Annotated in this window: 26 protein-coding genes; 2 read left to right on the plus strand and 24 right to left on the minus strand. The window is 47.7% G+C overall.

Annotated features, from left to right (window positions below; all coding sequences use genetic code 11):
• The first annotated feature begins 48 nt into the window (after positions 1-48).
• A complete protein-coding gene (locus BW952_RS02390; RefSeq protein ID WP_045850923.1) occupies positions 49-909 on the plus strand; it encodes a DUF1002 domain-containing protein in 861 nt (286 codons plus the stop codon).
• Between the two features lie 71 nt (positions 910-980).
• Here the strand turns inward: BW952_RS02390 and BW952_RS02395 are convergent, their stop codons facing one another.
• The 4 genes from BW952_RS02395 to lpdA are packed head-to-tail and all read right to left on the minus strand — an operon-like array spanning position 981 to position 5,604.
• Positions 981-2,165: a dihydrolipoamide acetyltransferase family protein gene (locus BW952_RS02395; RefSeq protein WP_045850924.1), complete on the minus strand. Its 1,185-nt coding sequence runs from the start codon at positions 2,163-2,165 to the stop codon at positions 981-983.
• An 18-nt stretch (positions 2,166-2,183) separates the two neighbouring features.
• Positions 2,184-3,167 (minus strand): alpha-ketoacid dehydrogenase subunit beta, encoded by a 984-nt coding sequence (locus BW952_RS02400; protein WP_045850925.1) that lies wholly within the window; start codon positions 3,165-3,167, stop codon positions 2,184-2,186.
• A gap of 2 nt (positions 3,168-3,169) precedes the next feature.
• The gene (locus tag BW952_RS02405; protein ID WP_045850926.1) at positions 3,170-4,174 is read right to left on the minus strand and encodes a thiamine pyrophosphate-dependent dehydrogenase E1 component subunit alpha; all 1,005 of its coding nucleotides are present in this window, start codon (positions 4,172-4,174) and stop codon (positions 3,170-3,172) included.
• A 14-nt stretch (positions 4,175-4,188) separates the two neighbouring features.
• The gene (gene lpdA, locus BW952_RS02410) at positions 4,189-5,604 is read right to left on the minus strand and encodes a dihydrolipoyl dehydrogenase (RefSeq protein WP_045850927.1); all 1,416 of its coding nucleotides are present in this window, start codon (positions 5,602-5,604) and stop codon (positions 4,189-4,191) included.
• A gap of 164 nt (positions 5,605-5,768) precedes the next feature.
• Here lpdA and BW952_RS02415 point away from each other — a divergent pair, with 164 nt between their 5' ends.
• A complete protein-coding gene (locus tag BW952_RS02415) occupies positions 5,769-6,008 on the plus strand; it encodes a DUF2627 domain-containing protein (RefSeq protein WP_045850928.1) in 240 nt (79 codons plus the stop codon).
• A gap of 71 nt (positions 6,009-6,079) precedes the next feature.
• Here BW952_RS02415 and spo0A read toward each other — a convergent pair whose 3' ends face one another.
• The 20 genes from spo0A to spoIIIAC all read right to left on the minus strand — a co-directional run bounded on the left by spo0A (position 6,080) and on the right by spoIIIAC (position 22,919).
• Positions 6,080-6,856 carry a sporulation transcription factor Spo0A gene (spo0A, locus tag BW952_RS02420; protein WP_045850929.1) on the minus strand — a complete coding sequence of 259 codons (777 nt, stop codon included), beginning with the start codon at positions 6,854-6,856 and terminating at the stop codon, positions 6,080-6,082.
• A gap of 181 nt (positions 6,857-7,037) precedes the next feature.
• Positions 7,038-8,120: a SpoIVB peptidase gene (spoIVB, locus tag BW952_RS02425; RefSeq protein WP_052698450.1), complete on the minus strand. Its 1,083-nt coding sequence runs from the start codon at positions 8,118-8,120 to the stop codon at positions 7,038-7,040.
• 89 nt (positions 8,121-8,209) lie between these two features.
• Complete coding sequence (gene recN / locus BW952_RS02430) at positions 8,210-9,901, minus strand: DNA repair protein RecN (protein ID WP_045850930.1); 1,692 nt, start codon at positions 9,899-9,901, stop codon at positions 8,210-8,212.
• Between the two features lie 17 nt (positions 9,902-9,918).
• On the minus strand, positions 9,919-10,368 hold the full coding sequence (gene ahrC / locus BW952_RS02435) for a transcriptional regulator AhrC/ArgR (RefSeq protein ID WP_045850931.1): 450 nt from the start codon (positions 10,366-10,368) through the stop codon (positions 9,919-9,921).
• Between the two features lie 132 nt (positions 10,369-10,500).
• Positions 10,501-11,325 (minus strand): TlyA family RNA methyltransferase, encoded by an 825-nt coding sequence (locus BW952_RS02440; protein WP_045850932.1) that lies wholly within the window; start codon positions 11,323-11,325, stop codon positions 10,501-10,503.
• A gap of 2 nt (positions 11,326-11,327) precedes the next feature.
• Positions 11,328-13,223, minus strand: a complete 1,896-nt coding sequence (dxs, locus tag BW952_RS02445; protein WP_045850933.1) for a 1-deoxy-D-xylulose-5-phosphate synthase — start codon at positions 13,221-13,223, stop codon at positions 11,328-11,330.
• 93 nt (positions 13,224-13,316) lie between these two features.
• Entirely contained in the window at positions 13,317-14,198 is an 882-nt protein-coding gene (locus tag BW952_RS02450) for a polyprenyl synthetase family protein (protein WP_045850934.1), read from the minus strand.
• Positions 14,195-14,425 carry an exodeoxyribonuclease VII small subunit gene (gene xseB / locus BW952_RS02455; RefSeq protein WP_045850935.1) on the minus strand — a complete coding sequence of 77 codons (231 nt, stop codon included), beginning with the start codon at positions 14,423-14,425 and terminating at the stop codon, positions 14,195-14,197. The genes BW952_RS02450 and xseB overlap by 4 nt, the downstream gene beginning before the upstream one ends.
• Positions 14,422-15,768 (minus strand): exodeoxyribonuclease VII large subunit, encoded by a 1,347-nt coding sequence (xseA, locus tag BW952_RS02460; RefSeq protein WP_045850936.1) that lies wholly within the window; start codon positions 15,766-15,768, stop codon positions 14,422-14,424. The genes xseB and xseA overlap by 4 nt, the downstream gene beginning before the upstream one ends.
• 85 nt (positions 15,769-15,853) lie before the next feature.
• The gene (gene folD, locus BW952_RS02465) at positions 15,854-16,708 is read right to left on the minus strand and encodes a bifunctional methylenetetrahydrofolate dehydrogenase/methenyltetrahydrofolate cyclohydrolase FolD (protein ID WP_045850937.1); all 855 of its coding nucleotides are present in this window, start codon (positions 16,706-16,708) and stop codon (positions 15,854-15,856) included.
• 16 nt (positions 16,709-16,724) lie between these two features.
• Positions 16,725-17,117, minus strand: a complete 393-nt coding sequence (nusB, locus tag BW952_RS02470; protein WP_045850938.1) for a transcription antitermination factor NusB — start codon at positions 17,115-17,117, stop codon at positions 16,725-16,727.
• An 88-nt stretch (positions 17,118-17,205) separates the two neighbouring features.
• Positions 17,206-17,625, minus strand: a complete 420-nt coding sequence (locus tag BW952_RS02475) for an Asp23/Gls24 family envelope stress response protein (protein WP_045850939.1) — start codon at positions 17,623-17,625, stop codon at positions 17,206-17,208.
• A 16-nt stretch (positions 17,626-17,641) separates the two neighbouring features.
• Positions 17,642-19,000: an acetyl-CoA carboxylase biotin carboxylase subunit gene (gene accC / locus BW952_RS02480; RefSeq protein ID WP_045850940.1), complete on the minus strand. Its 1,359-nt coding sequence runs from the start codon at positions 18,998-19,000 to the stop codon at positions 17,642-17,644.
• A 12-nt stretch (positions 19,001-19,012) separates the two neighbouring features.
• Complete coding sequence (gene accB, locus BW952_RS02485; protein WP_045850941.1) at positions 19,013-19,504, minus strand: acetyl-CoA carboxylase biotin carboxyl carrier protein; 492 nt, start codon at positions 19,502-19,504, stop codon at positions 19,013-19,015.
• Positions 19,505-19,654: 150 nt separating this feature from the next.
• Positions 19,655-20,179, minus strand: coding sequence for a SpoIIIAH-like family protein (locus BW952_RS02490; RefSeq protein WP_045850942.1), 525 nt, complete (start codon positions 20,177-20,179; stop codon positions 19,655-19,657).
• Between the two features lie 4 nt (positions 20,180-20,183).
• Complete coding sequence (locus BW952_RS02495; protein WP_052698451.1) at positions 20,184-20,720, minus strand: hypothetical protein; 537 nt, start codon at positions 20,718-20,720, stop codon at positions 20,184-20,186.
• Positions 20,713-21,213 carry a stage III sporulation protein AF gene (locus BW952_RS02500; RefSeq protein WP_045850943.1) on the minus strand — a complete coding sequence of 167 codons (501 nt, stop codon included), beginning with the start codon at positions 21,211-21,213 and terminating at the stop codon, positions 20,713-20,715. Before BW952_RS02500 ends, BW952_RS02495 begins: the two co-directional genes overlap by 8 nt.
• A 4-nt stretch (positions 21,214-21,217) precedes the next feature.
• Positions 21,218-22,303 (minus strand): stage III sporulation protein AE, encoded by a 1,086-nt coding sequence (spoIIIAE, locus tag BW952_RS02505; protein WP_052698452.1) that lies wholly within the window; start codon positions 22,301-22,303, stop codon positions 21,218-21,220.
• Between the two features lie 3 nt (positions 22,304-22,306).
• Positions 22,307-22,561, minus strand: a complete 255-nt coding sequence (locus tag BW952_RS02510; RefSeq protein ID WP_231581385.1) for a SpoIIIAC/SpoIIIAD family protein — start codon at positions 22,559-22,561, stop codon at positions 22,307-22,309.
• 154 nt (positions 22,562-22,715) lie between these two features.
• Complete coding sequence (gene spoIIIAC, locus BW952_RS02515; protein ID WP_045850945.1) at positions 22,716-22,919, minus strand: stage III sporulation protein AC; 204 nt, start codon at positions 22,917-22,919, stop codon at positions 22,716-22,718.
• Positions 22,920-22,924: the final 5 nt, after the last annotated feature.

Here is a 22,924-nt window from a genome sequence, read left to right on the forward strand (position 1 = left end):
TATCAGGCTGCTTGGTAAGTCAATTTTTTAATTCAGGAGAGAAAAAGGATGAAAAAATGTATCAGTTTGCTTGGCCTTGCTGTTTTCAGCTTTGGTACGATGGTTTCGGCTGACAGTGTGCCCGGTGACGTCATTGTCACACTGGGTGAAAACCTGACACCTGCTCAAAAAGAGCAGCTGCTCGAAGAAATGGACGTTCCGGCGGAAGTTGAAACGATTACCGTCTCCAATGCAGAAGAACATCAATATTTAGGTGATTACATTCCAAAGGCGCAAATCGGCACAAAAGCCATTTCCTCCAGCAAAATTACCACAGCTGAAGCCGGTGCCGGATTAAACGTAGAAACGAACAACATCACATGGGTATCAAAAGAAATGTATACGAATGCCCTGACAACAGCCAGTGTCACAGATGCCGAGATTTACATTACAGCCCCATTTGAGGTGTCCGGCACAGCTGGCTTAACAGGAATTATTAAAGCGTATGAAACGACGACCGGCGAAGAAATTCCGGAAGAGCAAAAGCAAGTCGCCAACGAAGAGATGGTCACAACCGCTCAGCTCGGCGATGACATTGGCCAGGAGGAAGCGACTACTTTGATTGAACGGATTAAAGAAGAGGTCGCTGCCCAAAACCCTGAGACCATACAAGAAATTCAAGTGATCATTAACAATATTTCAAACGAATTGAACATTACACTGACCGATGCCCAGGTAGACCAGCTCGCCGCCCTTTTTGACAAGATGAAAGACTTGAATATTAACTGGGATCAAGTGAACGAGCAAATTGACAAAGCAAAGGAACAGTGGGACAGCTTTAAAAGCTCTGAAGAAGGACAAGGTATTCTGCAGTCCATTATTACCTTTCTCCAGTCCATCGTAGACGCCATTGCCGGTCTCTTTAAATAAAAACAAAAACAGGTTCTCTCGGCGAGAACCTGTTTTTCATGCTTTTGAAAGTCTCTGCCGGTTAACAGACTCTAGTAAATTGGCATCGTTTCTTCGGATGCGGCTTCGAGCAATTCTTTCACCCGCTGCATGAACCGGCCGCAAATGAGGCCGTCAAGCACACGGTGGTCGAGCGACAGGCACAGGTTGACCATGTCGCGCACAGCGATCATGCCATCGATGATCACGGGTCTTTTGACGATCGATTCCACCTGCAGAATGGCGGCCTGCGGATAATTAATGATGCCCATTGACTGGACAGAGCCAAACGAGCCGGTATTATTAACGGTAAAGGTGCCGCCGTTCACATCTTCCGCTGAAAGAGTACCTGATCGTGCTTTTCGGGCTAACTCGTTCACGTCTCTGGCGATGCCTTTAATGGATTTTTCATCGGCCTGCTTGACGACCGGAACGAACAGCTTGTCATCCGCTGCCACCGCGATGGAAATATGGATGTCTTTTTTGCGCACGATATGGTCTCCTGCCCACATGGCATTCATTTCGGGGAACTCCTTGAGTGCCCGCGCCACTGCCTTCACAAAAAAAGCAAAGTACGTCACATTGTAGCCTTCCGCTTTTTTAAACGATTCTTTTACAGCCTCCCGATAGCGAACCAGATTTGTTGCATCCACTTCGATCATCATCCACGCATGCGGCACTTCCTGCATCGTTTTCACCATATTGGCTGCTACTGTTTGTTTAATGCCGTCCACCGGCACAATCGTATGCCGTTCGTCCTCTGTTGATGAAGCGGCGAATTCGCTAATCTGTACTCCGTCACTGCCATGATCAATAACGTGCTGGACATCCTTTCTCGTTACACGTCCGCCCCGCCCGCTTCCTTTTACTTTCGACAAGTCGATGTGATGAAGCTGAGACAATTTTAAAACAGCGGGTGAAAAACGGCCGCTTTGATTCTGTTCCTTGTTTTCCTGCATGGTGGAAGTCTCAGGCTGCTCCTTGCCCGCTTCCGCTTCTTCCGTTTCGATCGTGCAGATCACGTCATCTACCGCTATTTTTTCATCTTCTTTTGCCATTATTTCTTTTATTGTACCGGTATATGAGGAAGGAATATCTGCGGTCACTTTATCCGTCAGCACTTCAGCAATCGGATCATACTTCTGCACATGATCACCGGGTGCGACCAGCCACTTTGTAATCGTTCCTTCGGTGACACTTTCACCAAGCTTTGGCATTTTTACAGGTTGAATCGCCATGCTTTCTCCTTCTTTCCGTTAAAATTCTGCGAGATCACGCATCGCTTTTTCTACTTTTTCAGGGCTCATCATGAAATATTTCTCCATTGGCAGCGCGTACGGCATAGCCGGAACATCAGGTCCCGCAAGACGGTTGATCGGTGCATCCAAATCAAACAGGCAATGCTCAGCGATGATGGCAGCCACTTCACTCATGACACTGCCTTCTTTGTTGTCCTCTGTCACGAGAAGCACCTTGCCCGTTTTGCTGGCTGATTCAATAATGGTCTCCTTATCAATCGGATATACCGTTCGCAAATCAACGACTTCTGCTTGAATCCCGTCCTGTGCAAGCTTTTCTGCCGCCTGTAGCGCAAAGTGAACAGAAAGGCCGTATGTAATGACGGTCAAGTCCTCTCCCTTTCGTTTCACATCGGCTTTGCCGATCGGCAGCACGTAATCATCGTCCGGCACTTCCCCTTTAATCGACCGGTACGCTTTTTTATGCTCAAAAAACAAAACAGGGTCTTCGTCACGAATCGCCGCTTTCAAGAGACCTTTTACGTCATAAGGAGTGGACGGCATGACAATTTTCAAGCCGGGCTGATTGGCGAAGATCGCTTCAACAGACTGTGAATGATAAAGAGCACCGTGAATCCCACCGCCGTACGGAGCTCGAATGACGATCGGGCAATGCCAGTCATTGTTTGAGCGGTAGCGGATTCGCGCAGCTTCTGAAATGATTTGATTCACCGCCGGCATAATAAAGTCCGCAAACTGCATTTCAGCAACCGGCCGTTTCCCCGCCATTGACGCACCAATGGCGACTCCGGCAATCGCTGATTCAGCAAGAGGCGTATCCAGAACACGCGCTTCGCCAAACTGCTCATACAGCCCTTCTGTTGCTTTAAACACACCGCCTTTTTTGCCGACGTCTTCTCCGAGGATAAACACATTGGAATCCCGTTCCATTTCTTCCCGGAGGGCCATCGTAACTGCTTCGATATACGAAATAATCGCCATCGTTATTCCCCTCCTTTTGTATCGGCGTACACGTGCTGCAAAGATGATTCAGGGCTCGCATAAGGCGCCTGCTCCGCGTAGTCTGTCGCTTCATTAATGATGTGCAGAATCTCTTGCTCCAGCTGCTGTTCCCGCTCCTCTGTTAAAAGCCCTGCTTCCTTCACATATGTACGAAACGAGAGCAACGGGTCCAGCTCTTTTGCTTTTTTCACTTCATCAGCTGTCCGATATGCCCGGTCATCGTCATCAGATGTGTGTGGTGTTAGTCTGCAGGTGATCGTTTCGATTAATGTAGGGCCTTCACCTCGTCTGGCACGATCTGCAGCGTTTTTCACACACTGATACACCGCTATCGGATCATTTCCATCGATCGTAAAGCCCGGCATGCCGTATCCAACGGCTCGGTCCGAAATGTTTTTTGCTGCCACCTGCTTTGTGTACGGAACTGAAATGGCATATTGATTATTTTCACATAAAAAAATAACAGGTAATTGATGAACGCCGGCAAAGTTTGCGCCTTCATGAAAGTCTCCCTGATTAGAAGACCCTTCGCCGAACGTGACAAGAGAAACGATCGGCTTTTGATCCATTTTGGCTGCAAGAGCGATGCCTGCTGCATGAGGAACCTGCGTTGTCACGGGTGATGATCCTGTCACAATCCGATTTTTTCTTTGCCCAAAATGACCCGGCATTTGACGTCCGCCGGAGTTCGGGTCCTCTGCTTTGGCAAACGCCGACAGCATTAATTCTTTCACTGTCATGCCAAATGCTAAAACCGCGCCGAAATCCCGGTAATAAGGCAGCAAATAATCCTCGTCACGATTTAATGCAAAGGCAGCCCCGATTTGTGCCGCCTCCTGTCCCTGTCCGGATACGACAAATGGGATTTTGCCCGAACGGTTTAACAGCCACATTCTTTCATCGAGACGGCGTGTGAGCAGCATCATCTCATACATCTGGATGACCGTTTCATCTGTCAGTCCTGCTTGTTTATGCTTTTGGTCCATGTTTATCGCTCCTCTTAAAAGTGAATGGCTTTGCCATCTAGCATTAATGCCGCTTCTCCCATCGCTTCTGACAGGGCAGGATGAGGATGTACCATCGCGCCCATTTCCCAGCCGGAGGCATCCAGCCATTTGCCAAGTGCCGCCTCTGCTATTAATTCTGTCGCATGTGGGCCTACGATGTGAATACCGAGAAGATCATCTGTTTGTGCATCAGAAATCACTTTGACAAACCCGTCTGTTTCACCGTATACAATTGCTTTGCCGATAGCCGAAAACGGAAACTTGCCGACTTTGACGTCCTTTTGCTGCTCCCGCGCCTGCTGTTCTGTTAAGCCGACACTGGCCGCTTCCGGATAGGAATAAATACAGCGGGGCACAAACGTATAGTCAATCGGCTCAACCGCCTGTCCGGCCAAATGCTCCACAGCTGTTTTGGCTTCATACGCGGCCACATGAGCAAGCTGCAAGCCCCCCGTCACATCACCAGCAGCATAAATGTGCGACTCTTTCGTCTGCATCCACTCGTTCACTTCGATACGTCCATTTTCAATGCTTATGTCCGTTTTTTCAAGCCCTATATTTTCTACATTTCCTGTGCGCCCTGCTGCAATGAGCATGTGCTGAGCTGAAAATTCTTGGCCGTCCGCTGTTTGAATAGACACATGATCCGGATACGTTTGAAGAGTATCTGCTTGAACATCGGCTTTCACCACAATGTTCACCTTTCGTTTTTGGAGCTGCTTTTGCACTTCCGCTGATACGTCATGATCCTCCATTGGCAAAATCCGGTCCGCATATTCGAGCAGCGTCACACGGCTCCCGAAATCCGCCAGCATGGAAGCCCATTCCACACCGATTACGCCCCCGCCGACAATCAATATGGAGGATGGGACTCTTTCCATTTCCAGTGCTTCCGTTGATGAAAGAATGCGTTCTCCATCTGGCTGTAAACCGGCAATAGAAGCAGGTCTTGATCCGGTGGCGATGATAATGTGCTTCGGCATAAGCATGACATTTTCCGATCCATCGTTCATCTCGACCGAAATGGTTCCTGTCATTGGAGAAAACAAAGAAGGACCTAGAATCCGTCCTGTTCCGTCATATAAATCGATGCTGCCTTTTTTCATTAACGAGAGAACGCCTTGATGCAGTGTATGTACAATCTCAGCCTTTCTTTCCTGCACACGGCTAAATTGCAGGTCTGTCTCACCGGTTTTAATGCCGAAAGCCGCCGCCTTTTTCACGGTACGGTACACTTCTGCACTTCTAAGCAGCGCTTTTGTCGGAATACATCCATGATGCAGACATGTACCGCCCAGCTTGCTTTCTTCCACTATCGCTGTTTGAAGCCCCAGCTGTGCTGCCCGAATTGCCGCTGTATACCCGCCAATACCCCCACCTATAATGACCAGGTCATAATTTTTAGCCATAGTGACTCGCTCCTTTTTGATAACATTCCTTCATCATTGTATACGGTTTTTAAAACTATGTCATGTAATAAAGGCTGATTTTTTATTTTTTTCGCGTTTCTTGACAAATAAAGCGGTTGCGCTATGATGTGGAATAGAAGCTTCATGGAAAGAAGGGTTTACGTATGATCCGGATTATCGCTTTGCTTATCCTCGTTATTCCTGGCTTTTTAGCCGGTGTCGGGATTAAATTAATGCGCGACATGTTATTTGGCATTCTTCAGCCGCCGTTTCCACTGCTCTGGATGCAATTTTTAGCCGGCCTTCTCCTGTTTCTGGGCGGCCTTGGCTTTGTGGCCGGTTTTATTTTCAGACGGGACCGCAAGCAAAATAAAGTCCAGCCGAAGTTTCAAGATAAGGAATAACGCATGGCCGCAAATGAAAAAGCCGACCCATTGATTACCAATCGGTCGGTTTTTTCTATTAGGAGCGGTTTTTAAGAAGCCATGTATTCGATACGGAGCTTGTCCGCCACCATAGCGATGAATTCACTATTTGTTGGCTTTGCCTTTGACACCGATACGGTATAACCGAACAGGGCGGCGATGGATTCCATGTTGCCCCGGCTCCAGGCGACTTCAATCGCATGGCGAATGGCACGCTCGACCCGGCTTGGTGTTGTATTGTATTTGCGGGCGATCTCAGGGTACAGCACCTTTGTGATAGAGCCCAATAATTCGATGTCATTAAACACCATTGTAATCGCTTCTCGCAAATACAAATATCCCTTAATGTGAGCGGGAACACCGATTTCATGAATGACGGCTGTAATGCTGGCGTCGATGTTTTTCTTTTGTTTTTTCGGTTCTTCTTTTCGTTCGATTCGCTGTCTCGGCTGCTCAATGCCGGCGACCTGCCTGATTTGATTGATTAAGCTTTCCATATCAAACGGTTTCAGCATAAAGTAAGATGCACCGAGATCCACCGCTTTTTTCGTCACGTCCTCCTGCCCAAAAGCCGTCAGCATAATGACGTGAGGCTGTTTATGGCCACTTGACCGAAGCCGCTCTAAAACGGCAAGACCGTCCATATGCGGCATAATAATATCCAAAATGAGAACGTCCGCTTCCGCTTCAGGCAGCATGTCCAAACATTCTTGACCATTGTAGGCTGTTCCGGCAATGATCATGTCTTCCTGGCTTGTTACCACTTCCTCAAGAAGCTGAACGAGCTGCCGATTATCGTCTGCAATTGCCACCTTTATTTCACTCAAAATGATTCCTCCTCATTCCTCAACATCCTTAAGGTTATTCTAATGCTTTTTTCGACAAAGCGAAATGGATTCCTTTAAAAAATTCAAAATATTTATTTTACACGTTTTTTTGTCATTTTTCGACGTTTTTCACTTGTTTTCCCTCTATTATTCGTCAAAAAAAAGAGCGCAGCTGCGCTCTTTAAATAATACCTGCATCCTTCAGCATCCAGTCAATGTGCACGCCGTAGCCAGACAATGGATCATTCACAAAAACGTGGGTCACCGCTCCGATCACTCGCCCATTTTGCAAAATAGGGCTGCCGCTCATTCCCTGCACAATGCCGCCCGTTTGTTCAATAAGACGCGGGTCGGTCATTTTAATGATCATGCCTTTAACGGCAGGCTTTGTTTGCTGAAGCGTACGGGTAACCGAAATGGTGTATTTTTCGATCCGGTTGTTTTCGGTCACAGTCCAGATTTCTGCCGGTCCTTCCTTTACCTCATCCGGATGAGCCGCCGGATACACCTTGCCTCCGTTTAAATCAGCCGTGAGCCGCCCGAACAAGCCGAACGGAGTGTTGGAAGAAATGGTTCCCCACTTCTGTTCAGTCGGAATGTCAGCTGTTTTTTCCCCCGGAACTCCTTCTGCCGCTTTTTTGATCCCGGTAATACGGGCCGGGTGGAGCGTGCCTTTTATTGGAGCAAACGGCTTTCCTGATTGAAGATCGCTGATGACATGGCCCAGCGCCCCGAACTTTTTGGACTTCGGCTCATAAAACGTCAGCGTGCCGATACCAGCGGTTTTGTTTTTAATGTATAAGCCGAGCTTAAACGTGTCCGTGCCTGCGTCTTTAACAGGCTTCACGGCAATGTCCATCGTCTTTTTGCCGCGAAGAACCGTCAACTGAACGCTTTTTCCCCCTTCTGCCGCTTTGAGCACGTACGGTCGAATCGCTTGAGGATCATTTATTTTCGTTCCATTCACCTTTGTAATGACGTCTCCAGGCAGAAGCCCCGCCGTTTCACCCGGTGAAATCCGTTCTGTGTCCGTTTCGATAAAATGAAAACCGACGACATAAAGACCTTTTGTTTCAAGCTGAACCCCCACTGATTGTCCGCCAGGCACGACAAAAATGCGTTCTCTTTGTCCCTCTGCCGCCGGAAATCCCGCCGATTGAAGCAATTCTGTTTCGGTTTGCTCTGCCTGTATCGCTGAACCGCCCGCTGCCAGCATTATCAATGAAAGCAAAAAAGAAAAAAGACCCCTGTTCAATACCGCCATACCACTCCCTCCTTTTCCTCTTGCTTTGTTACTTTGTCCGGAGTGTGGATTCGTTATGACGGTAATTAGGGGTCTAGATGGATGGCTTTTCAAACAGCCGAATGTTTAATTTTTGCGGATAACGCCAGAAGCTCCTTTGCATGCTCTTTCGTTAAGTCCGTCATTTCGGCACCGGAAATCATACGGCCAATTTCGGATGCTTTTTCCTCTTCGTCAAGCGGCGTGACCGTCGTGCTCGTTCGGGCACCGCCCTGCTGCTTTTGAATATAAAGATGCGTATCCGCCATTGCGGCAACCTGAGGCAAATGGGAAATACAAAGCACTTGCGAATGAACAGCAATTTTGTAAATTTTTTCACCAATCGCCTGCGCTACACGGCCGCTGACCCCTGTGTCCACTTCATCAAAAATAATGGAAGTAATGCCTTGATGGCGCGAAAAAATGGTTTTCATCGCCAGCATGACACGTGACATTTCACCGCCCGATGCAATTTTCACAAGGGGCTTTAACGGTTCTCCCGGGTTGGTTGTCATGTAAAATTCAATTTGATCGATGCCGTCTTTTCTAAACTGCCCCGACTCGGTTTGAACATTCACATTGAATACCGTTTTTTCCATATACAGCTCTTTCAGTTCCTGATGAATGGCTTCTTCAAGCTGCCGTGCAGCGTCCAGACGAAGCAGCGATAGCTTCTGTCCTTCAGCCAACACATGCTTTTTTGCTTCCTCCAGCTCTTTTTGAAGACGGGTTACGTGCGTATCACGATGCGTGAGCTGGTCGATTTCCTTCGCAATGGTTTCGCTGTAATGAAGGATTTCATCAATCGTCGTTCCGTACTTCCGCTTTAGCTGACTGATCTCATTTAACCGGCTTTGAATTTCATTTAAGCGTCCGGGGTTGAATTCAAGTGTGTCGAGCAATGAGCTGACATCCCGAACTGTGTCCTCCAGCACGTAAAAGCTGTTGGCGGCGGATTCATGGAGCGGCTTGTATTCTTCATTAATAGAAGCCGCCGACTCCAGACCGTTCATACTGAGTCCAAGCCAGTCAAGAGCTCGTCCTTCCCCTGACAGCGCATTATACGCTTCAGACAAAGCGCCGTACAACTTTTCAAAGTTGGCCAGCTGCTGCCGTTCTGCTTCCAGCTTTTCTTCTTCACCTGACACGAGAGATGCATTTTCAATTTCATTCAGCTGAAACTGAATTAAATCCAGCCGATGAGCAAGGTGCTGATCGTTCTCGCTTAAGCGGCGGATTTCTGACTGCAGGTGGGCATATTGATGAAAAACCTCTTCGTACCGGCGACGTGCCTGTTCAATCGATCTCCCGCCAAAATCATCCAGAAGACGAATATGACTGGGCGCATTCATTAATTCCTGATGCTCATGCTGTCCGTGAATATCCATGAGCTTTGCCCCAATTTCACGCAAAATCGACAGTGTGACCATCTTGCCATTTACACGGCAGACACTTTTTCCCGCAGCGGATATTTCTCTGCGTAAAATGATCGATTCTTCATCTGCTTCGATTCCAAACTCCTGGCATAGCGGAATGCACGGATGATCGGCATGAATCGAAAACATTCCTTCTATTTCTGCTTTTTTCTCTCCATGACGAACGAATTCACCCGATCCTCTGCCTCCCGTAAGCAATTGAAGCGCATCGATAATGATCGATTTCCCAGCACCTGTTTCACCGGTCAAGACGGTCAGGCCCCGTTCAAACGAAAGAGCAAGGGCATCGATAATGGCAAAATGACGAATGGATAATTCCTGAAGCACAATCGGTCACATCCTTATTAAAGCATTTCTAAAAAGCGGGCTGATACAACCTCGGTATGTTCAGGCGCCCGGCAAATGAGCAGGCACGTATCATCCCCGCAAATCGTCCCCATAATTTCTTCCCAGTCCAGATTATCGATCAGGGCCCCTACAGCCTGAGCGTTCCCAGGCAGTGTTTTCATGACGACAAAATGACCGGCAGAATCAATGCTGACAAAACAGTCAACAAGGGATCTTTTTAGCTTTTGCAGCGGATTAAACCGCTGATCCGCGGGCAGGCTGTACTTATACCGCCCATCCATAAGTGGCACTTTCACAAGATGAAGCTCTTTAATATCCCGGGAAATTGTTGCCTGTGTGACGTTATAGCCGGCTTCCCGAAGCAAATCAACGAGTTCATCCTGTGTTTCGATTTCATTATTGGCAATCATTTCTCTAATTTTTATATGTCGTTGGCCTTTATTCATTTCGTTCACCTCATAATGTATAATTATACTTGTTTATACATTATCATACTTTACCGAATGAAAAAAGTATAGAAAAAGCGGCTCGTTTCCGTCTATTCTTCAGGAATTGGCCGCTTCTCTATCTCCATGCCGCTATTTTTGTTTGAATTCCTGGTGTGCTGTCTGAACGGCTTCAAGAGGGGTAAGGGGCAGGCTGACCTGTCCCCCCTGCCCTTCTCCTGGCCATCGAATATGCAGCAAAAATTCAATATTGCCATCTCCGCCTGTGATCGGGGAATGTGAAACGTTTACGACATTGTAGCCAAGTGAAACGGCGAGCTGAATGATTTTTTCAATCACAGCCTGATGAACGGCGGGATCGCGAACAATTCCTTTTTTGCCAACCTGCTCGCGTCCTGCTTCAAACTGTGGCTTCACAAGCGCCATCACGTCCGCTCCTTCTACGAGCAGCGTTTTTAACACCGGTAAGATGAGTGATAAGGAAATAAAGGACACATCAATTACAGCTAAATCAGGCATGCCCCGTTCCAAATCGGCCGGTGTCACGTAGCGAAAATTCGTCCGTTCCATGACAACAACCCGCTCATCCTGACGAAGCTTCCAGGCAAGCTGATTATAGCCAACGTCAAGCGCGTAAGACATTTTAGCGCCGTTTTGAAGGGCACAGTCCGTGAAACCGCCTGTTGATGCACCGATGTCAATCAGTATCTTGCCCTCAACTGATAAATCAAATACCTGCAGCGCTTTTTCGAGCTTTAATCCACCCCGGCTGACGTACGGCATTGTTTTTCCTTTTAGTTCAATCGGCGCATCCACGGGAATTTTTTCGCCCGGTTTATCGATCCGTTCTTCATTGGAATAAACGATGCCTGCCATAACCGCCCGTTTTGCTTTTTCTCTCGTTTCGATTAATCCTTTTTCAACTAAAAGGACGTCAATTCGTTCTTTTTTGGCCATTGTTATGCACGTTCCTCTTGCTTTTCCGGTACAAGCGCCCTTAATTTACGGACCGCTTCTTCCTTTGTTAAATGAATTTCCTCAAGCAGCTTTGTGACGCTTCCATGTTCAATAAATTGATCTGGAATTCCCATTCGATCAATGACAACCCCGTGCTGGCCGGAGGAATGAGCATATTCCAGAACCGCACTGCCAAATCCGCCTTCAAGAACCGCTTCTTCAATCGTCAGCAGCGGCAATTCAAGGGCAAATAGCTGATCGAGCATTTGTTCATCAAGCGGCTTGATGAACCGGGCATTGATCACTTTGACGCTGACTCCCTGCTGCTCAAGCTCAGCGGCTGCTTCAAGCGCCATCGGAATGGTTGTCCCGAATGTGAGCACGGCTGCATCGGTCCCTTCTTTTAAAACGTCCCATGATCCGATTGGAATAACGCCGAGTTCCGGATCGACTTCTACGCCGAGTCCATTGCCCCGTGGAAACCGCATAGCAATCGGGCCTTCATCATACTGAATAGCCGTATTGACCATGTGGCGTCCTTCATTTTCATCCTTTGGCATCATGAGCACCATATTAGGTAAATGGCGAAGGAATGCGATATCAAAAACGCCTTGATGCGTTTCGCCATCGGCTCCGACAAGACCCGAACGGTCAATGCCAATAAACACATTTAAATTCGGGCGGCAAATATCGTGAACTACCTGGTCATAGGCCCGTTGTAAAAAGGTAGAATAAATAGCTAAAAACGGCTTCATTCCTTGCGTTGCAAGGCCTGCTGCGACTGTCGCTGCATGCTGCTCCGCGATGCCGACATCAAACATTCTTTCCGGAAATTCACTGGCGAATCCGAGGAGCTTGGAGCCAACCGGCATAGCCGGCGTAATCGCAACCACACGCTCATCGGTCCGGGCGATTTCACGAACGGTTTCACTGACCACTGCACTCCAGGCAGGCGGTTCATTTTTTGCTTTAATCATATCGCCCGTATCCATTTTATAAGGACCTGTCCCGTGCCACGATCCAACCGTATCGGTTTCTGCAGGCTCGTAGCCTTTTCCTTTTTTTGTGATCACATGAACAAGCACAGGTCCCTCTGTCCGCTTCGCCTGCTCCAGGCTTTTAATTAAATCATCGTAGCTGTGTCCATCAATCGGTCCAAGATACGTAAAGCCGAATTCCTCAAAAAACATCCCCGGTACAAACATATACTTTAAGCTGTCCTTCATTCGCTCTGCCGTGGAAGCTACTTTTCCGCCAACCGCTGGAATTCGCTTCAGCAGGAGCTCCAAATCGTCCTTTAGCTTGTTGTACTTGCCGCCGGTTCTCATACGGCCGAGCATATTGTGCATCGCTCCGACATTCGGCGCAATGGACATTTCATTGTCATTTAAAATGACAATCATGTTCGTTTTTTCATGTCCGATATGATTCAATGCCTCAAGAGCCATGCCGCCCGTGAGCGCACCATCTCCAATAACTGGAACAATATGCGCATCCGACTTTTTTAAATCCCGTGCAATCGCCATGCCCATTGCAGCGGAAAGGGACGTTGAGCTATGTCCGGTTTCCCACACGTCATGTTCACTTTCGATCATTTTCGGGAATCCGCATAATCCTTTGTATTGGCGCAATGTATCAAACTTGTCCGCACGCCCGGTTAAAATTTTATGAACGTACGATTGATGCCCGACATCGAATAAAAATTTGTCCTTCGGACTTTTAAAGCAGTGATGCAAAGCAATTGTCAGCTCCACAACCCCAAGATTCGGACCGATATGGCCGCCGGTTACCGATAATTTTTCAATAAGAAATTTACGTATTTCCGCACTTAATTGTTCCATTTCGTGCACATTCATGTTTTTCACAAAAGACGGGTCTTTAATGGATAATAGATCCAAGTGGATCAGCTCACTTTCCTGACTGTTTCAGATTTAGTTAAAATGTACCGCTATTATAGCACACGCTTCTTTGCGCTAACAATTTTCGGCAGTTTACGAGTTCCGCTTGGCGATTAAATCAGCAAATGCTTTTAATAATGGCGCTGGACGGTTCAAAGATGCAAGTGCCTCATGAGCACTATCCAGCTCCTGCTCAAGCTTTAATTTGGCGCCCTCAAGTGTCAGTAAAGACGGATATGTACTTTTTTCATTTGATTCATCACTGCCTACCGGCTTTCCGATCTCGGCTTCTGTTCCTTCGATGTCTAATATGTCATCTCTAATTTGGAACGCAAGACCGATATGTCGCGCATATGTTTCAAGCCGCTTTGTATCCTGTTCATCCGCCCCGCCAATGAAAGCACCGGCCATCACACTAAAGGCAAGCAGACGGCCTGTTTTGTGATGGTGAATGTATTCGAGCTCTTCAATCGAAAGGGCTTTTTGCTCCCCTTCCATGTCTGCTACCTGGCCGCCGACCATGCCGGACGGTCCGGCAGCCTTTGCCAGCATGCTAATGAGCTTCACCGCCTGCTCCGCGCTGTACAGCTTCGACGAGGCAACCATTTCAAACGCATACGTTAACAGCGCATCTCCCGCCAAAATCGCCACTGCTTCTCCGAACACTTTATGGTTCGTTGGCTTGCCCCGGCGCAAATCATCGTCATCCATCGCCGGAAGATCGTCATGAATCAGTGAATACGTATGAATCATTTCCAGAGCACAGGCGGCATCAAAGCCTTTTTCTGCATCCTGTCCGTATGTCTCAAGTGCCGCAAACAGGAGCATTGGCCGAATGCGTTTCCCCCCGGCTTGAAGAGAATAAGCCATCGCTTCTTTAAGCGAATCCGGCGCTTGAAGCAGCTGGACACGGTCAAGCATGTACGGCTCAAACTGAAGCAGCTTTTCCTCCATATAGGATTTAATGTCCGTCATGCGTCTTCACCATCCAGTCGATACGGCTGATCTCCTTCGTTTGTGACCAGCTTTGCAAGCTCATCTTCGGCTTTTTTCAGCTTGCTGTGGCAGATCGCCGATAATTCCATTCCCCGCTTGTATTCTTCCAGCGCTTCTTCAAGCGGCACATCGCCTTCTTCCAGACGCGCTGTGATTTTTTCCAGCTGCTCCATTGCTTGTTCAAAGCTTAACTCTTCTTTTTTCATATATGGTTCCCCCTGATTGATTCAATTCTGGCTGTTATCGTGCCATCGGATAGCTTTACATCGATATGATCACCGGTTTTCGTCTCATCAATGGACTTCATCAGTTTGTCCTGGTGATACGTTAAACTGTACCCTCTTTCCATTACCTTTAGCGGGCTTAAGGCATCAAGGATCGCGATTTGCTGTGAAAAACCGGCTTTTTTGTCGCTGACCGCTGAAGCAGCAAGCCATTGCAGACGCTTTTGCATTTTGGTCAGCTGTGCTTTTTCAAAATCGATTCGCGGCGCAGGACCTACCCGTGAAAGACGAAAGGCTGCATGCTGCACCGTTGTTTTTTTCCGCTCCGCAAGCGCTTTGGTCGAGCGGATCAGCTGTTCATGGAGCCGGTCCGCCCGTTCAACCTGCTGCTGGTAAAGAGCTTGAGGGTTTCTCATAATATAAGCATTTTGGACAGACTGGTGACGGCTTCTTGCTGTGCGAATGGTCTCGCCTGCAGCGCGCATCAGCCGGTTTTCTTTCGCTCTGATTCGTTCGGATACTTCCTCAATGTGAGGAACGGCCATTTCAGCAGCGGCTGTCGGTGTTGGCGCGCGCAAATCGGCAGCAAAATCCGCAATGGTAAAATCGGTTTCATGTCCGACCGCTGAAATGACCGGAATGCTGGACGATCGGATCGCCCGGGCCACCGCTTCTTCATTAAATGCCCAAAGCTCTTCAATGGAACCTCCACCACGGCCTGCGATCACAACATCTGCCCGGCCGTCCCGATTGACTTTTTGAATCTGGGTCACGATCGACTGGACGGCCCGGTCGCCTTGAACTAGCGCGGGATAAATCAGCACCTCAGCGGCCGGAAAGCGCCGGTTAATGGTCGTTAAAATATCCCGGACCGCCGCACCGGTTGGAGACGTCACAACCGCGACTGTCGCAGGAAAAAGTGGAATCGGCCGCTTTGCTTCCGGACGAAACAGCCCTTCCTGCTCCAGTTTTCGCTTCAGCTGTTCAAATGCCGCAAATAAATTGCCGGCCCCGTCCTGCTGCATCGATTTCACATACATTTGGTATTGGCCGCTCGATTCGTAAACAGTCACATCACCGGTCAGGATAACCTCCATCCCGTTTTCCGGTCGAAAGAGAAGCGATTTGGCGGAAGCCGCAAACATCACCGCCATGATTCGGGCATTGTCATCCTTTAAAGTAAAGTACAGATGACCGCTCGAATGATGCTTGACGTTTGAAAGCTCTCCTTTGACAGACACGCCTTTTAAATGAGGATCTGCGTCAAATTTGCGTTTTATGTATTTGGTTAATGCCTTCACGGTTAAATGCCGGTTTGATTCCATGTATTGCCCACCTTTTTCTCCAAAAAAAACTGTCTTTTCGATTATAACACGATCGAAAAGACAGTTTCATTGTTCTACTATGAAATTATTTCGCCGCGAATGCTTTCGCTGATTTCACTGTATTGTAAAGAAGCATCGTGATCGTCATCGGACCAACACCGCCTGGCACTGGTGTAATGTAGCCTGCCACTTCTTTTGCACTGTTAAAATCAACATCACCGCAGAGCTTGCCGCTTTCAAGACGATTAATGCCGACGTCAATGACAACCGCACCCGGCTTTAAGTGATCGGCTGTTACGTAATTCGGAATACCGACCGCCGCAATGACGACATCAGCCTGGCGCGCAATTGCAGGCAAGTCTTTCGTGCGCGAATGGCAGATCGTCACCGTTGCATTGTTCATCAGTGAAAGAAGCGCTGCCGGCTTGCCAACGATGTTGCTTCGGCCGATCACGACGACATGCTTGCCTTCTAATGAAATGTTTTCTTTTTCCAGCATTTTCATGATGCCATATGGTGTACACGAATAAAACGTATCCTTGCCAATGACCATTTTCCCAACGTTCACAGGATGAAAGCCGTCCACATCTTTTTCAGGGGCAATCGCATCGATCACCTTGTCCTCAGAAATATGCTTTGGAAGCGGCAGCTGCACAAGGATGCCATGAATGTTTTGGTCATTGTTTAACTCGTTTACTTTTTGAAGAAGCGCTTCTTCTGTCAGGTCAGCCGGAAAGCGGTGAACTTCTGAATAAATGCCGATTTCCTTGCTGCTTTTTTCCTTGCTGTTCACATACGTATGGGACGCCGGGTCCTCCCCAACGATCACAACGGCAAGACCCGGTGTAGTACCGGCTGCTTTCAGTGAATCAATTTCTTCCTTTAGTTCCGCTCGAATGTCCTTCGCAATTGCTTTTCCATCAATAATCGCTGCTGTCATGAAAAAAATCCCTCGCTTATTCCATTGATTGATTAACTTTTGATAACACACCGTTAATAAACTTGCCTGCGCGTTCATCGCTAAAATATTTCGCCAGTTCGATCGCTTCATTTACTGCGACTTTCGCTGGCACGTCTTCTGAATGATTCATCTCATATACGGCAAGACGCAAAATGTTCCGGTCTACTTTCGCCAAACGGTCAAACGACCAATTCTCCAGGTTTTTCTTAATGACTTCGTCGATCTCGTCCCGGTGCTGCTCGACACCTGATACGATTTCATGCAAATAGGTGCTGTCGCTTTCGTCCCCATCCAACACATTTGCGATCGCTTCTGCCGATTCTGCTCCGCTTAAATCCATTTGATAAAGGGCCTGTATTCCCTTTTCCCGTGCCGTGCGTCTATTCATTCAATTTCTCCTTTTTAATTAATGCCTTTTTGATCATAGCATAAATCAACAAAATGAAAAAGCGCTCCTGCAATGCGGAGCGCTTTTTTTATACTTCGTCCTGGTATTCTGGTTCTGGCAGTTTTGTTTCAAATTGAATGCCGACAATGTGAATGTTCACTTCATCTGCTTCAAGGGCGGTCATATTCAGAAGGGTCTGTCTGATGCCTTCTTGAACAAGCTTGGCTACCTGTGGAATAGACACACCGAACTTCACGACGCAGTATACATCGACTTTAATGCCTTCTTCGGTTAATTCCACCCGCACACCCTTGCCGTGATTTTTCTTGCCGAGGCGTTCTACCACGCCTGACGCAAAGCTGCCGCGCATTTTTTCGATTCCGTCTACCTCTGAAGCCGCAATGCCGGCAATCACTTCAATCACCTCGGGCGCGATTTCAATCCGGCCGTGGCCGCCTTCACCGTTGCTCATTTCAAGTATTTGATTTACAGACTGCTGTTCTGACATACTCTGCACCTCCATATTAGATTTGCTTATTCATTACATCATACGTTTCAAGAAATTTCGTGTTGAAATCGCCGCCAACAAATACGTCATGCTCAAGCAATTTTTGATGGAAAGGAATCGTTGTATGGACACCTTCGACAACAAATTCTGATAGGGCACGCTTCATCCGGGCAATGGCTTCCTCACGTGTTTTCCCATGGACGATCAGCTTAGCCACCATCGAATCATAAAAGGGAGGAATCATATAGCCGGGATACACAGCCGAGTCAATGCGGACACCAAACCCGCCTGGCGGTAAATATTCTTCCACTCTGCCCGGTGATGGCATAAAGTTTTTCTCCGGATTTTCAGCGTTGATCCGGCATTCAATGGACCAGCCGTTAAATGAAACATTTTCCTGCGTCAGCGAAAGCTCCTCGCCTGAAGCGACTAAAATCTGTTCCTTAATCAAGTCCACTCCTGTCACCATTTCCGTAACAGGATGCTCCACCTGAATACGTGTGTTCATTTCCATGAAATAAAACGTTCCCGCATGGGCATCATATATAAATTCTACCGTGCCTGCCCCTGTATAATCAACTGCTTTGGCTGCTTTTACAGCCGCTTCACCCATTTCGGCTCTCATTTGTTCATTTAACGCCGGAGAAGGTGTTTCCTCGAGCAGCTTTTGCATGCGCCGCTGAATCGTACAATCCCGTTCCCCTAAATGAATCACATTGCCATGTGTATCCGCCATCACTTGAATTTCCACATGACGGAAATCTTCAATGAATTTTTCTAAATATACACCCGGATTGCCAAATGCCGTTGCGGCTTCCTGCTGCGTCATATTGATTCCTTTTTCAAGCTCTGCTTCATCACGGGCCACACGAATGCCTTTTCCGCCGCCGCCCGCAGTCGCTTTAATAATGACGGGATATCCGATTTGAGCTGCCACAGCAAGACCTTCTTCAATATCCTTAATAATGCCGTCAGACCCTGGAACGATCGGTACGCCTGCTTTTTCCATCGTATCGCGGGCAACATCCTTTGTTCCCATTTGCGTGATGGCTTCAGGTGAAGGTCCGATGAACGTAATATTGCATTCACGGCAAAGCTCAGCAAAGCTCGCATTTTCCGCCAAAAACCCGTAGCCGGGATGAATGGCGTCTGATTCCGTTAATTTGGCAACGCTGACAATGTTTGTGAAATTTAAATAGCTGTCTTTTGACGCTGTTGGTCCGATGCAGTACGCTTCATCAGCCAGCTGAACATGAAGAGCTTCACGATCGGCTTCTGAAAATACCGCGACGGTTTCGATTTGAAGCTCCTTGCACGCACGTATAATCCGCACGGCAATTTCGCCACGATTGGCAATCAGTACTTTTTTAATCATTGTCATTCTCCTTTATTCCGGTTTCACTAAGAAAAGCGGCTGGCCGTATTCAACAAGCTGGCCGTCTTTTACAAGGATCTCGACAATTTCGCCATCGATTTCAGCTTCAATTTCATTGAACAGCTTCATCGCTTCCACAATGCAGACAACGGAGTCCGACTTAATTTTAGATCCTGGCTTTACGTACACATCCGCATCCGGTGACGGTGATTCATAAAATGTCCCTACCATCGGTGATGTGATTTTATGTAGGCTTGAATCACTCTGGGCTGATTTCGGTGCTTCCGGAACAGGTACTTCTTGTACTTCCGGTGTGCTGTCAGCGTGCTGAATAGCCGGTGCTTGCTGAACAGCCGGCTTTGGTGCTTCTGGTGCTGCCGCATATGTAGTCGTTCCTGTTGATTTTCTCATTTTCAGCTTGCTTCCCGCTGATTCGAATATAAATTCATCAATCCCTGATTGATCGACCAGCTTGATCAATTCTCTAATTTCTTGCACTTTCATGTATCCAACACCCCTTTAAGGAAATAAATAACCGAACCATTTTCTTTTTTCGAAAAAAGCTCCTTCTTTCATTTTATCTTTTTTTCATCAATTAGCAAATACTGAATCAAAACGAAATAAGCCCGCCTTAAAAAAAGCGGGTGCTTTTTTTTATTTAAATGGTTCAAATTCAACCGAAACAGGCATTTTTTCGCCCATCTCTTCTTTAGCCAGGCGGATCAGCTCGTTTGCCGCTTCGGTGGAATGGCTGTCCGATTTGACGGTGATGCGCACTTCTCCATCCATCGTGCGCACGAGGGCATCTTCATATCCTTTTGATTTAATAACCGTTTCGAGCATCCGCTCACTGGATGCCTGTTCGTCTAGCTGCTGCATGCTCGTGTACGCTTCATCTTTTTCTTCTGCCGACAGATCCGCTGATGCAACTTTGGCCGTCAGCTCTTCTTTCAGCCGGCTTCTTTCCTCGTCTGCTTCAAGTCGGATCATTTCAAACACTTCATCGCTCGCTGGCTCTTCAATCGCCACATCTACATCCACATCTTCAGCGGTTTCGGGAATCACTTCCTCAAGAGAAGAAGCAGGGAGCAATTTTTCCGGTCCTGTTACGTAATACACACCGAGTACAGCCGTTAAGCTGACCATCGTAAACAGCCATACAGTTTGTTTTTTCGGCATTCGTTTATCCTCCTGTTTTCCCCGGCATGACAGCTACACGATGCAACGGAACACCGAGTACACGTGCAACTGCTTCGGCCATTCTTTTTTTCACCTGAACCTGCTCAGCACCTTGTGCGACGATGAGAACACCTTGAATATCCGGGTTTCGTGTTTCGGTCATGACCGGGCTTTCTGAATCCCCGCTTCTCAGTACAGCCAGCTGCTCGTCCACTGTGTTTTCACCGGAGCCCTTTGATGATACACGGTTTTTCTCAAATACTTTTTGTTCTGAAGAAGCCAGATTGACAATGACCGAGACGTTCGATACCCCTTCCATTTCACTCAACGCACGAGTCAGTTCGGCTTCATACAGCTTTTTATAATCTGTTTCAGATGAAGCACTTTCGACCGTTTTTGTTATTTCGGCCGGTTCTGAACCGTTTAAATCGCCCAGTGCCATCAATGCAATACCTCCGCCTAGAACAATCGCGGCCCATTTCAATGGTTTGTCGACTTTTCCATTTTTCCACATAGTGAAAAGCGAGTGCCGGTCAGCCACCTCCTTTTTCCTCCTTTTCCATCACCATATTCACTTGATGCGGCTCGATATTCCACTTTTCCGATAAAGTCTGCTGAATGCTGCTCTCCGGACACTGTCCCCGCGCAAGAATCCGAACGTGCGTCAATTGATCCGCTGCCGCCTCTGACTGTACATCCATCACTTCACAGGCAGGAAAAGCTGATGCAACGGCAGTGGCATCCGATTGAAGCTGCGGGTCCATATACGTGGCAGAGTCCAGTTCTGATAAGTCCGACAGCTGGTCAATGTGCTGGTCCGTCACTGCCTGAAAAGCATTCAAATCCTGATCCTGTTCAAACACAGGTGACCAGTCCGGTGAAAACAGCGGCTTAATCAGGGCGGCCATGATGACGAGACCCGCTGTCAGGCGAACATATTTCCTCATCGGCGAATCCGTTATCAGCATATCAATCACAGCGGCACATAAAAGCAGCGCCAGAACAGATGACAGCCAGTCAAAGATGGACTGCATCGCTTCACCTCATCATGTAAGCCGCATTTCCGGCAGAGACAACCGCTGCCATGAATAAAAAGTACATAAACGAAACAAGCGCAAGAGACGCCAGCATAAACGACAGTGTTTTTCCGATTACATCCAATAGAGACGCCGCGGCTGAATCGCCAAGCGGCTGCAGTGCTGCGGCAGCCGCTTTATATAAAAGCACAAGCACCATTAGCTTGAGGACTGGAAACAGCGCTGTTAACAAAAGGAGCCCGATCCCTGCTGCTCCTGCTGTATTGTGAATAAGAAGAGCAGCGCCTGAAGCGGTATCCGCCGCATCCGCCATCATTCTTCCTACCACTGGAACGAATGTACCTGTAATAAATTTTGCCGTTTTGACCGTCAACCCGTCTGCCGCGGCCGCTGTCATCCCGCGCATCGTTAACACAGCCAAAAAAACAGCCATAAAGGCACTTAAAAGCGAAACACTGATCGTTCGAAGCAGAGAAGCAAGACGGTCCGCTTTGTAATGATCCGACAGCAGGCCAACCAGACTGAAAACGACTGAGAAAATCAAACACGGCAAAATAATTTGATCGATCAACAAACCAGACGCATTCATCATAAACAGCAGGAGCGGCGGAAACAAAGCCGCCGAAGCCACCGCCCCGCTGATCGTCAGCAGCGCAATCAAAATCGGCATAAACGCCATCATAAACACCGTCATTTGCTCAACAGCCGCTGATACGGATTCAACCGCCATTCGAAAGGTGCTCATCGTTAAAATAAAAATCGGGATTAATACGGCCGCCTCAGCTGTTCTGGTAACCGTTTGCGTTTCAAGTGCTTGTCCCACTGTTTTTAAAACGGATGCTATAATCGCCAGCAAAAAAATAAGCGCCAGACTTTCCGCACTTTCCTTTACTTCAAAGAAAAAATACGACTTGATCATTGACAGCCAGTGATCGATTGAAAAAAAAGAAGACAGGTCAAACTGCGTAACATCCAAATTCATTTTTGACGGCATAAAAGGGGCATACAGCCCTTTAAGCTCGTTCCATCTTTGATCAAGCGCCGACAAGTCCGCTTGTTCGATGATCGGCTTCCAACCTTTTTCCATGGATCACCGTCCTGGAAGCATGTTTAAAATGGTTTCAATTAAAATAGTCAAAACGGGCAAAATCAACGCCATAATGATCATTTTCCCGGCGATTTCCATTTTAGCGGCCAATGCGTGCTGCCCCGCGTCCTTAGCGATGTTCGCTACAAATTCCGAAATAAACGCCACACCGACCGCTTTTAGAACGGTTTCAATGTATAACGTCTCGGCACCGGCATAGGAAGCCATTTTGCGAATGGCGGCAATAAGCTTCGCCATTTCGTCCGCAAACTGGTAAAGAAGAATGCTGCACGTGAACAGGACGAACAGCAGCGAAAAGCCACGGTTGAATTCATGCAGGAGGATCGCCAGAAAAACAGCAACGAGTACGATTGCAGCAATATGAGTAATCGCAATAGGAAAACCGCTCCTGTCATTGAAATAAGAAAACGGATTTTATTTTGTCAAAAAGCTGTCCGACAATCGTTGCAGCCATAAACAAAATGTACAGAAAACCAAATAACGTGACCCACTGGGCGTATTCTTTTTTGCCGAGCTGCTCTAAAATCGTATGCAGAAAAGCGGCAATAATGCCAATGCCGGCAATTCTAAACAGCAAATCCACATCCACATTCATGCAAG

It is taken from the genome of Domibacillus enclensis, from assembly GCF_900156125.1.
In the GTDB taxonomy this organism is placed as follows: Bacteria; Bacillota; Bacilli; order Bacillales; family Domibacillaceae; genus Domibacillus; species Domibacillus enclensis.

Coding starts and splice junctions, on each gene's coding strand:
- BW952_RS02390 (WP_045850923.1), top strand. CDS start 49: ATGAAAAAATGTATCAGTTTGCTTGGCCTTGCTGTTTTCAGCTTTGGT.
- BW952_RS02395 (WP_045850924.1), bottom strand. CDS start 2,165: ATGGCGATTCAACCTGTAAAAATGCCAAAGCTTGGTGAAAGTGTCACC.
- BW952_RS02400 (WP_045850925.1), bottom strand. CDS start 3,167: ATGGCGATTATTTCGTATATCGAAGCAGTTACGATGGCCCTCCGGGAA.
- BW952_RS02405 (WP_045850926.1), bottom strand. CDS start 4,174: ATGGACCAAAAGCATAAACAAGCAGGACTGACAGATGAAACGGTCATC.
- lpdA (WP_045850927.1), bottom strand. CDS start 5,604: ATGGCTAAAAATTATGACCTGGTCATTATAGGTGGGGGTATTGGCGGG.
- BW952_RS02415 (WP_045850928.1), top strand. CDS start 5,769: ATGATCCGGATTATCGCTTTGCTTATCCTCGTTATTCCTGGCTTTTTA.
- spoIVB (WP_052698450.1), bottom strand. CDS start 8,120: ATGGCGGTATTGAACAGGGGTCTTTTTTCTTTTTTGCTTTCATTGATA.
- ahrC (WP_045850931.1), bottom strand. CDS start 10,368: ATGAATAAAGGCCAACGACATATAAAAATTAGAGAAATGATTGCCAAT.
- BW952_RS02440 (WP_045850932.1), bottom strand. CDS start 11,325: ATGGCCAAAAAAGAACGAATTGACGTCCTTTTAGTTGAAAAAGGATTA.
- BW952_RS02450 (WP_045850934.1), bottom strand. CDS start 14,198: ATGACGGACATTAAATCCTATATGGAGGAAAAGCTGCTTCAGTTTGAG.
- xseB (WP_045850935.1), bottom strand. CDS start 14,425: ATGAAAAAAGAAGAGTTAAGCTTTGAACAAGCAATGGAGCAGCTGGAA.
- xseA (WP_045850936.1), bottom strand. CDS start 15,768: ATGGAATCAAACCGGCATTTAACCGTGAAGGCATTAACCAAATACATA.
- folD (WP_045850937.1), bottom strand. CDS start 16,708: ATGACAGCAGCGATTATTGATGGAAAAGCAATTGCGAAGGACATTCGA.
- nusB (WP_045850938.1), bottom strand. CDS start 17,117: ATGAATAGACGCACGGCACGGGAAAAGGGAATACAGGCCCTTTATCAA.
- BW952_RS02475 (WP_045850939.1), bottom strand. CDS start 17,625: ATGTCAGAACAGCAGTCTGTAAATCAAATACTTGAAATGAGCAACGGT.
- accC (WP_045850940.1), bottom strand. CDS start 19,000: ATGATTAAAAAAGTACTGATTGCCAATCGTGGCGAAATTGCCGTGCGG.
- accB (WP_045850941.1), bottom strand. CDS start 19,504: ATGAAAGTGCAAGAAATTAGAGAATTGATCAAGCTGGTCGATCAATCA.
- BW952_RS02490 (WP_045850942.1), bottom strand. CDS start 20,179: ATGCCGAAAAAACAAACTGTATGGCTGTTTACGATGGTCAGCTTAACG.
- BW952_RS02500 (WP_045850943.1), bottom strand. CDS start 21,213: ATGCAGTCCATCTTTGACTGGCTGTCATCTGTTCTGGCGCTGCTTTTA.
- spoIIIAE (WP_052698452.1), bottom strand. CDS start 22,303: ATGGAAAAAGGTTGGAAGCCGATCATCGAACAAGCGGACTTGTCGGCG.
- BW952_RS02510 (WP_231581385.1), bottom strand. CDS start 22,561: ATGGCGAAGCTTATTGCCGCCATTCGCAAAATGGCTTCCTATGCCGGT.
- spoIIIAC (WP_045850945.1), bottom strand. CDS start 22,919: ATGAATGTGGATGTGGATTTGCTGTTTAGAATTGCCGGCATTGGCATT.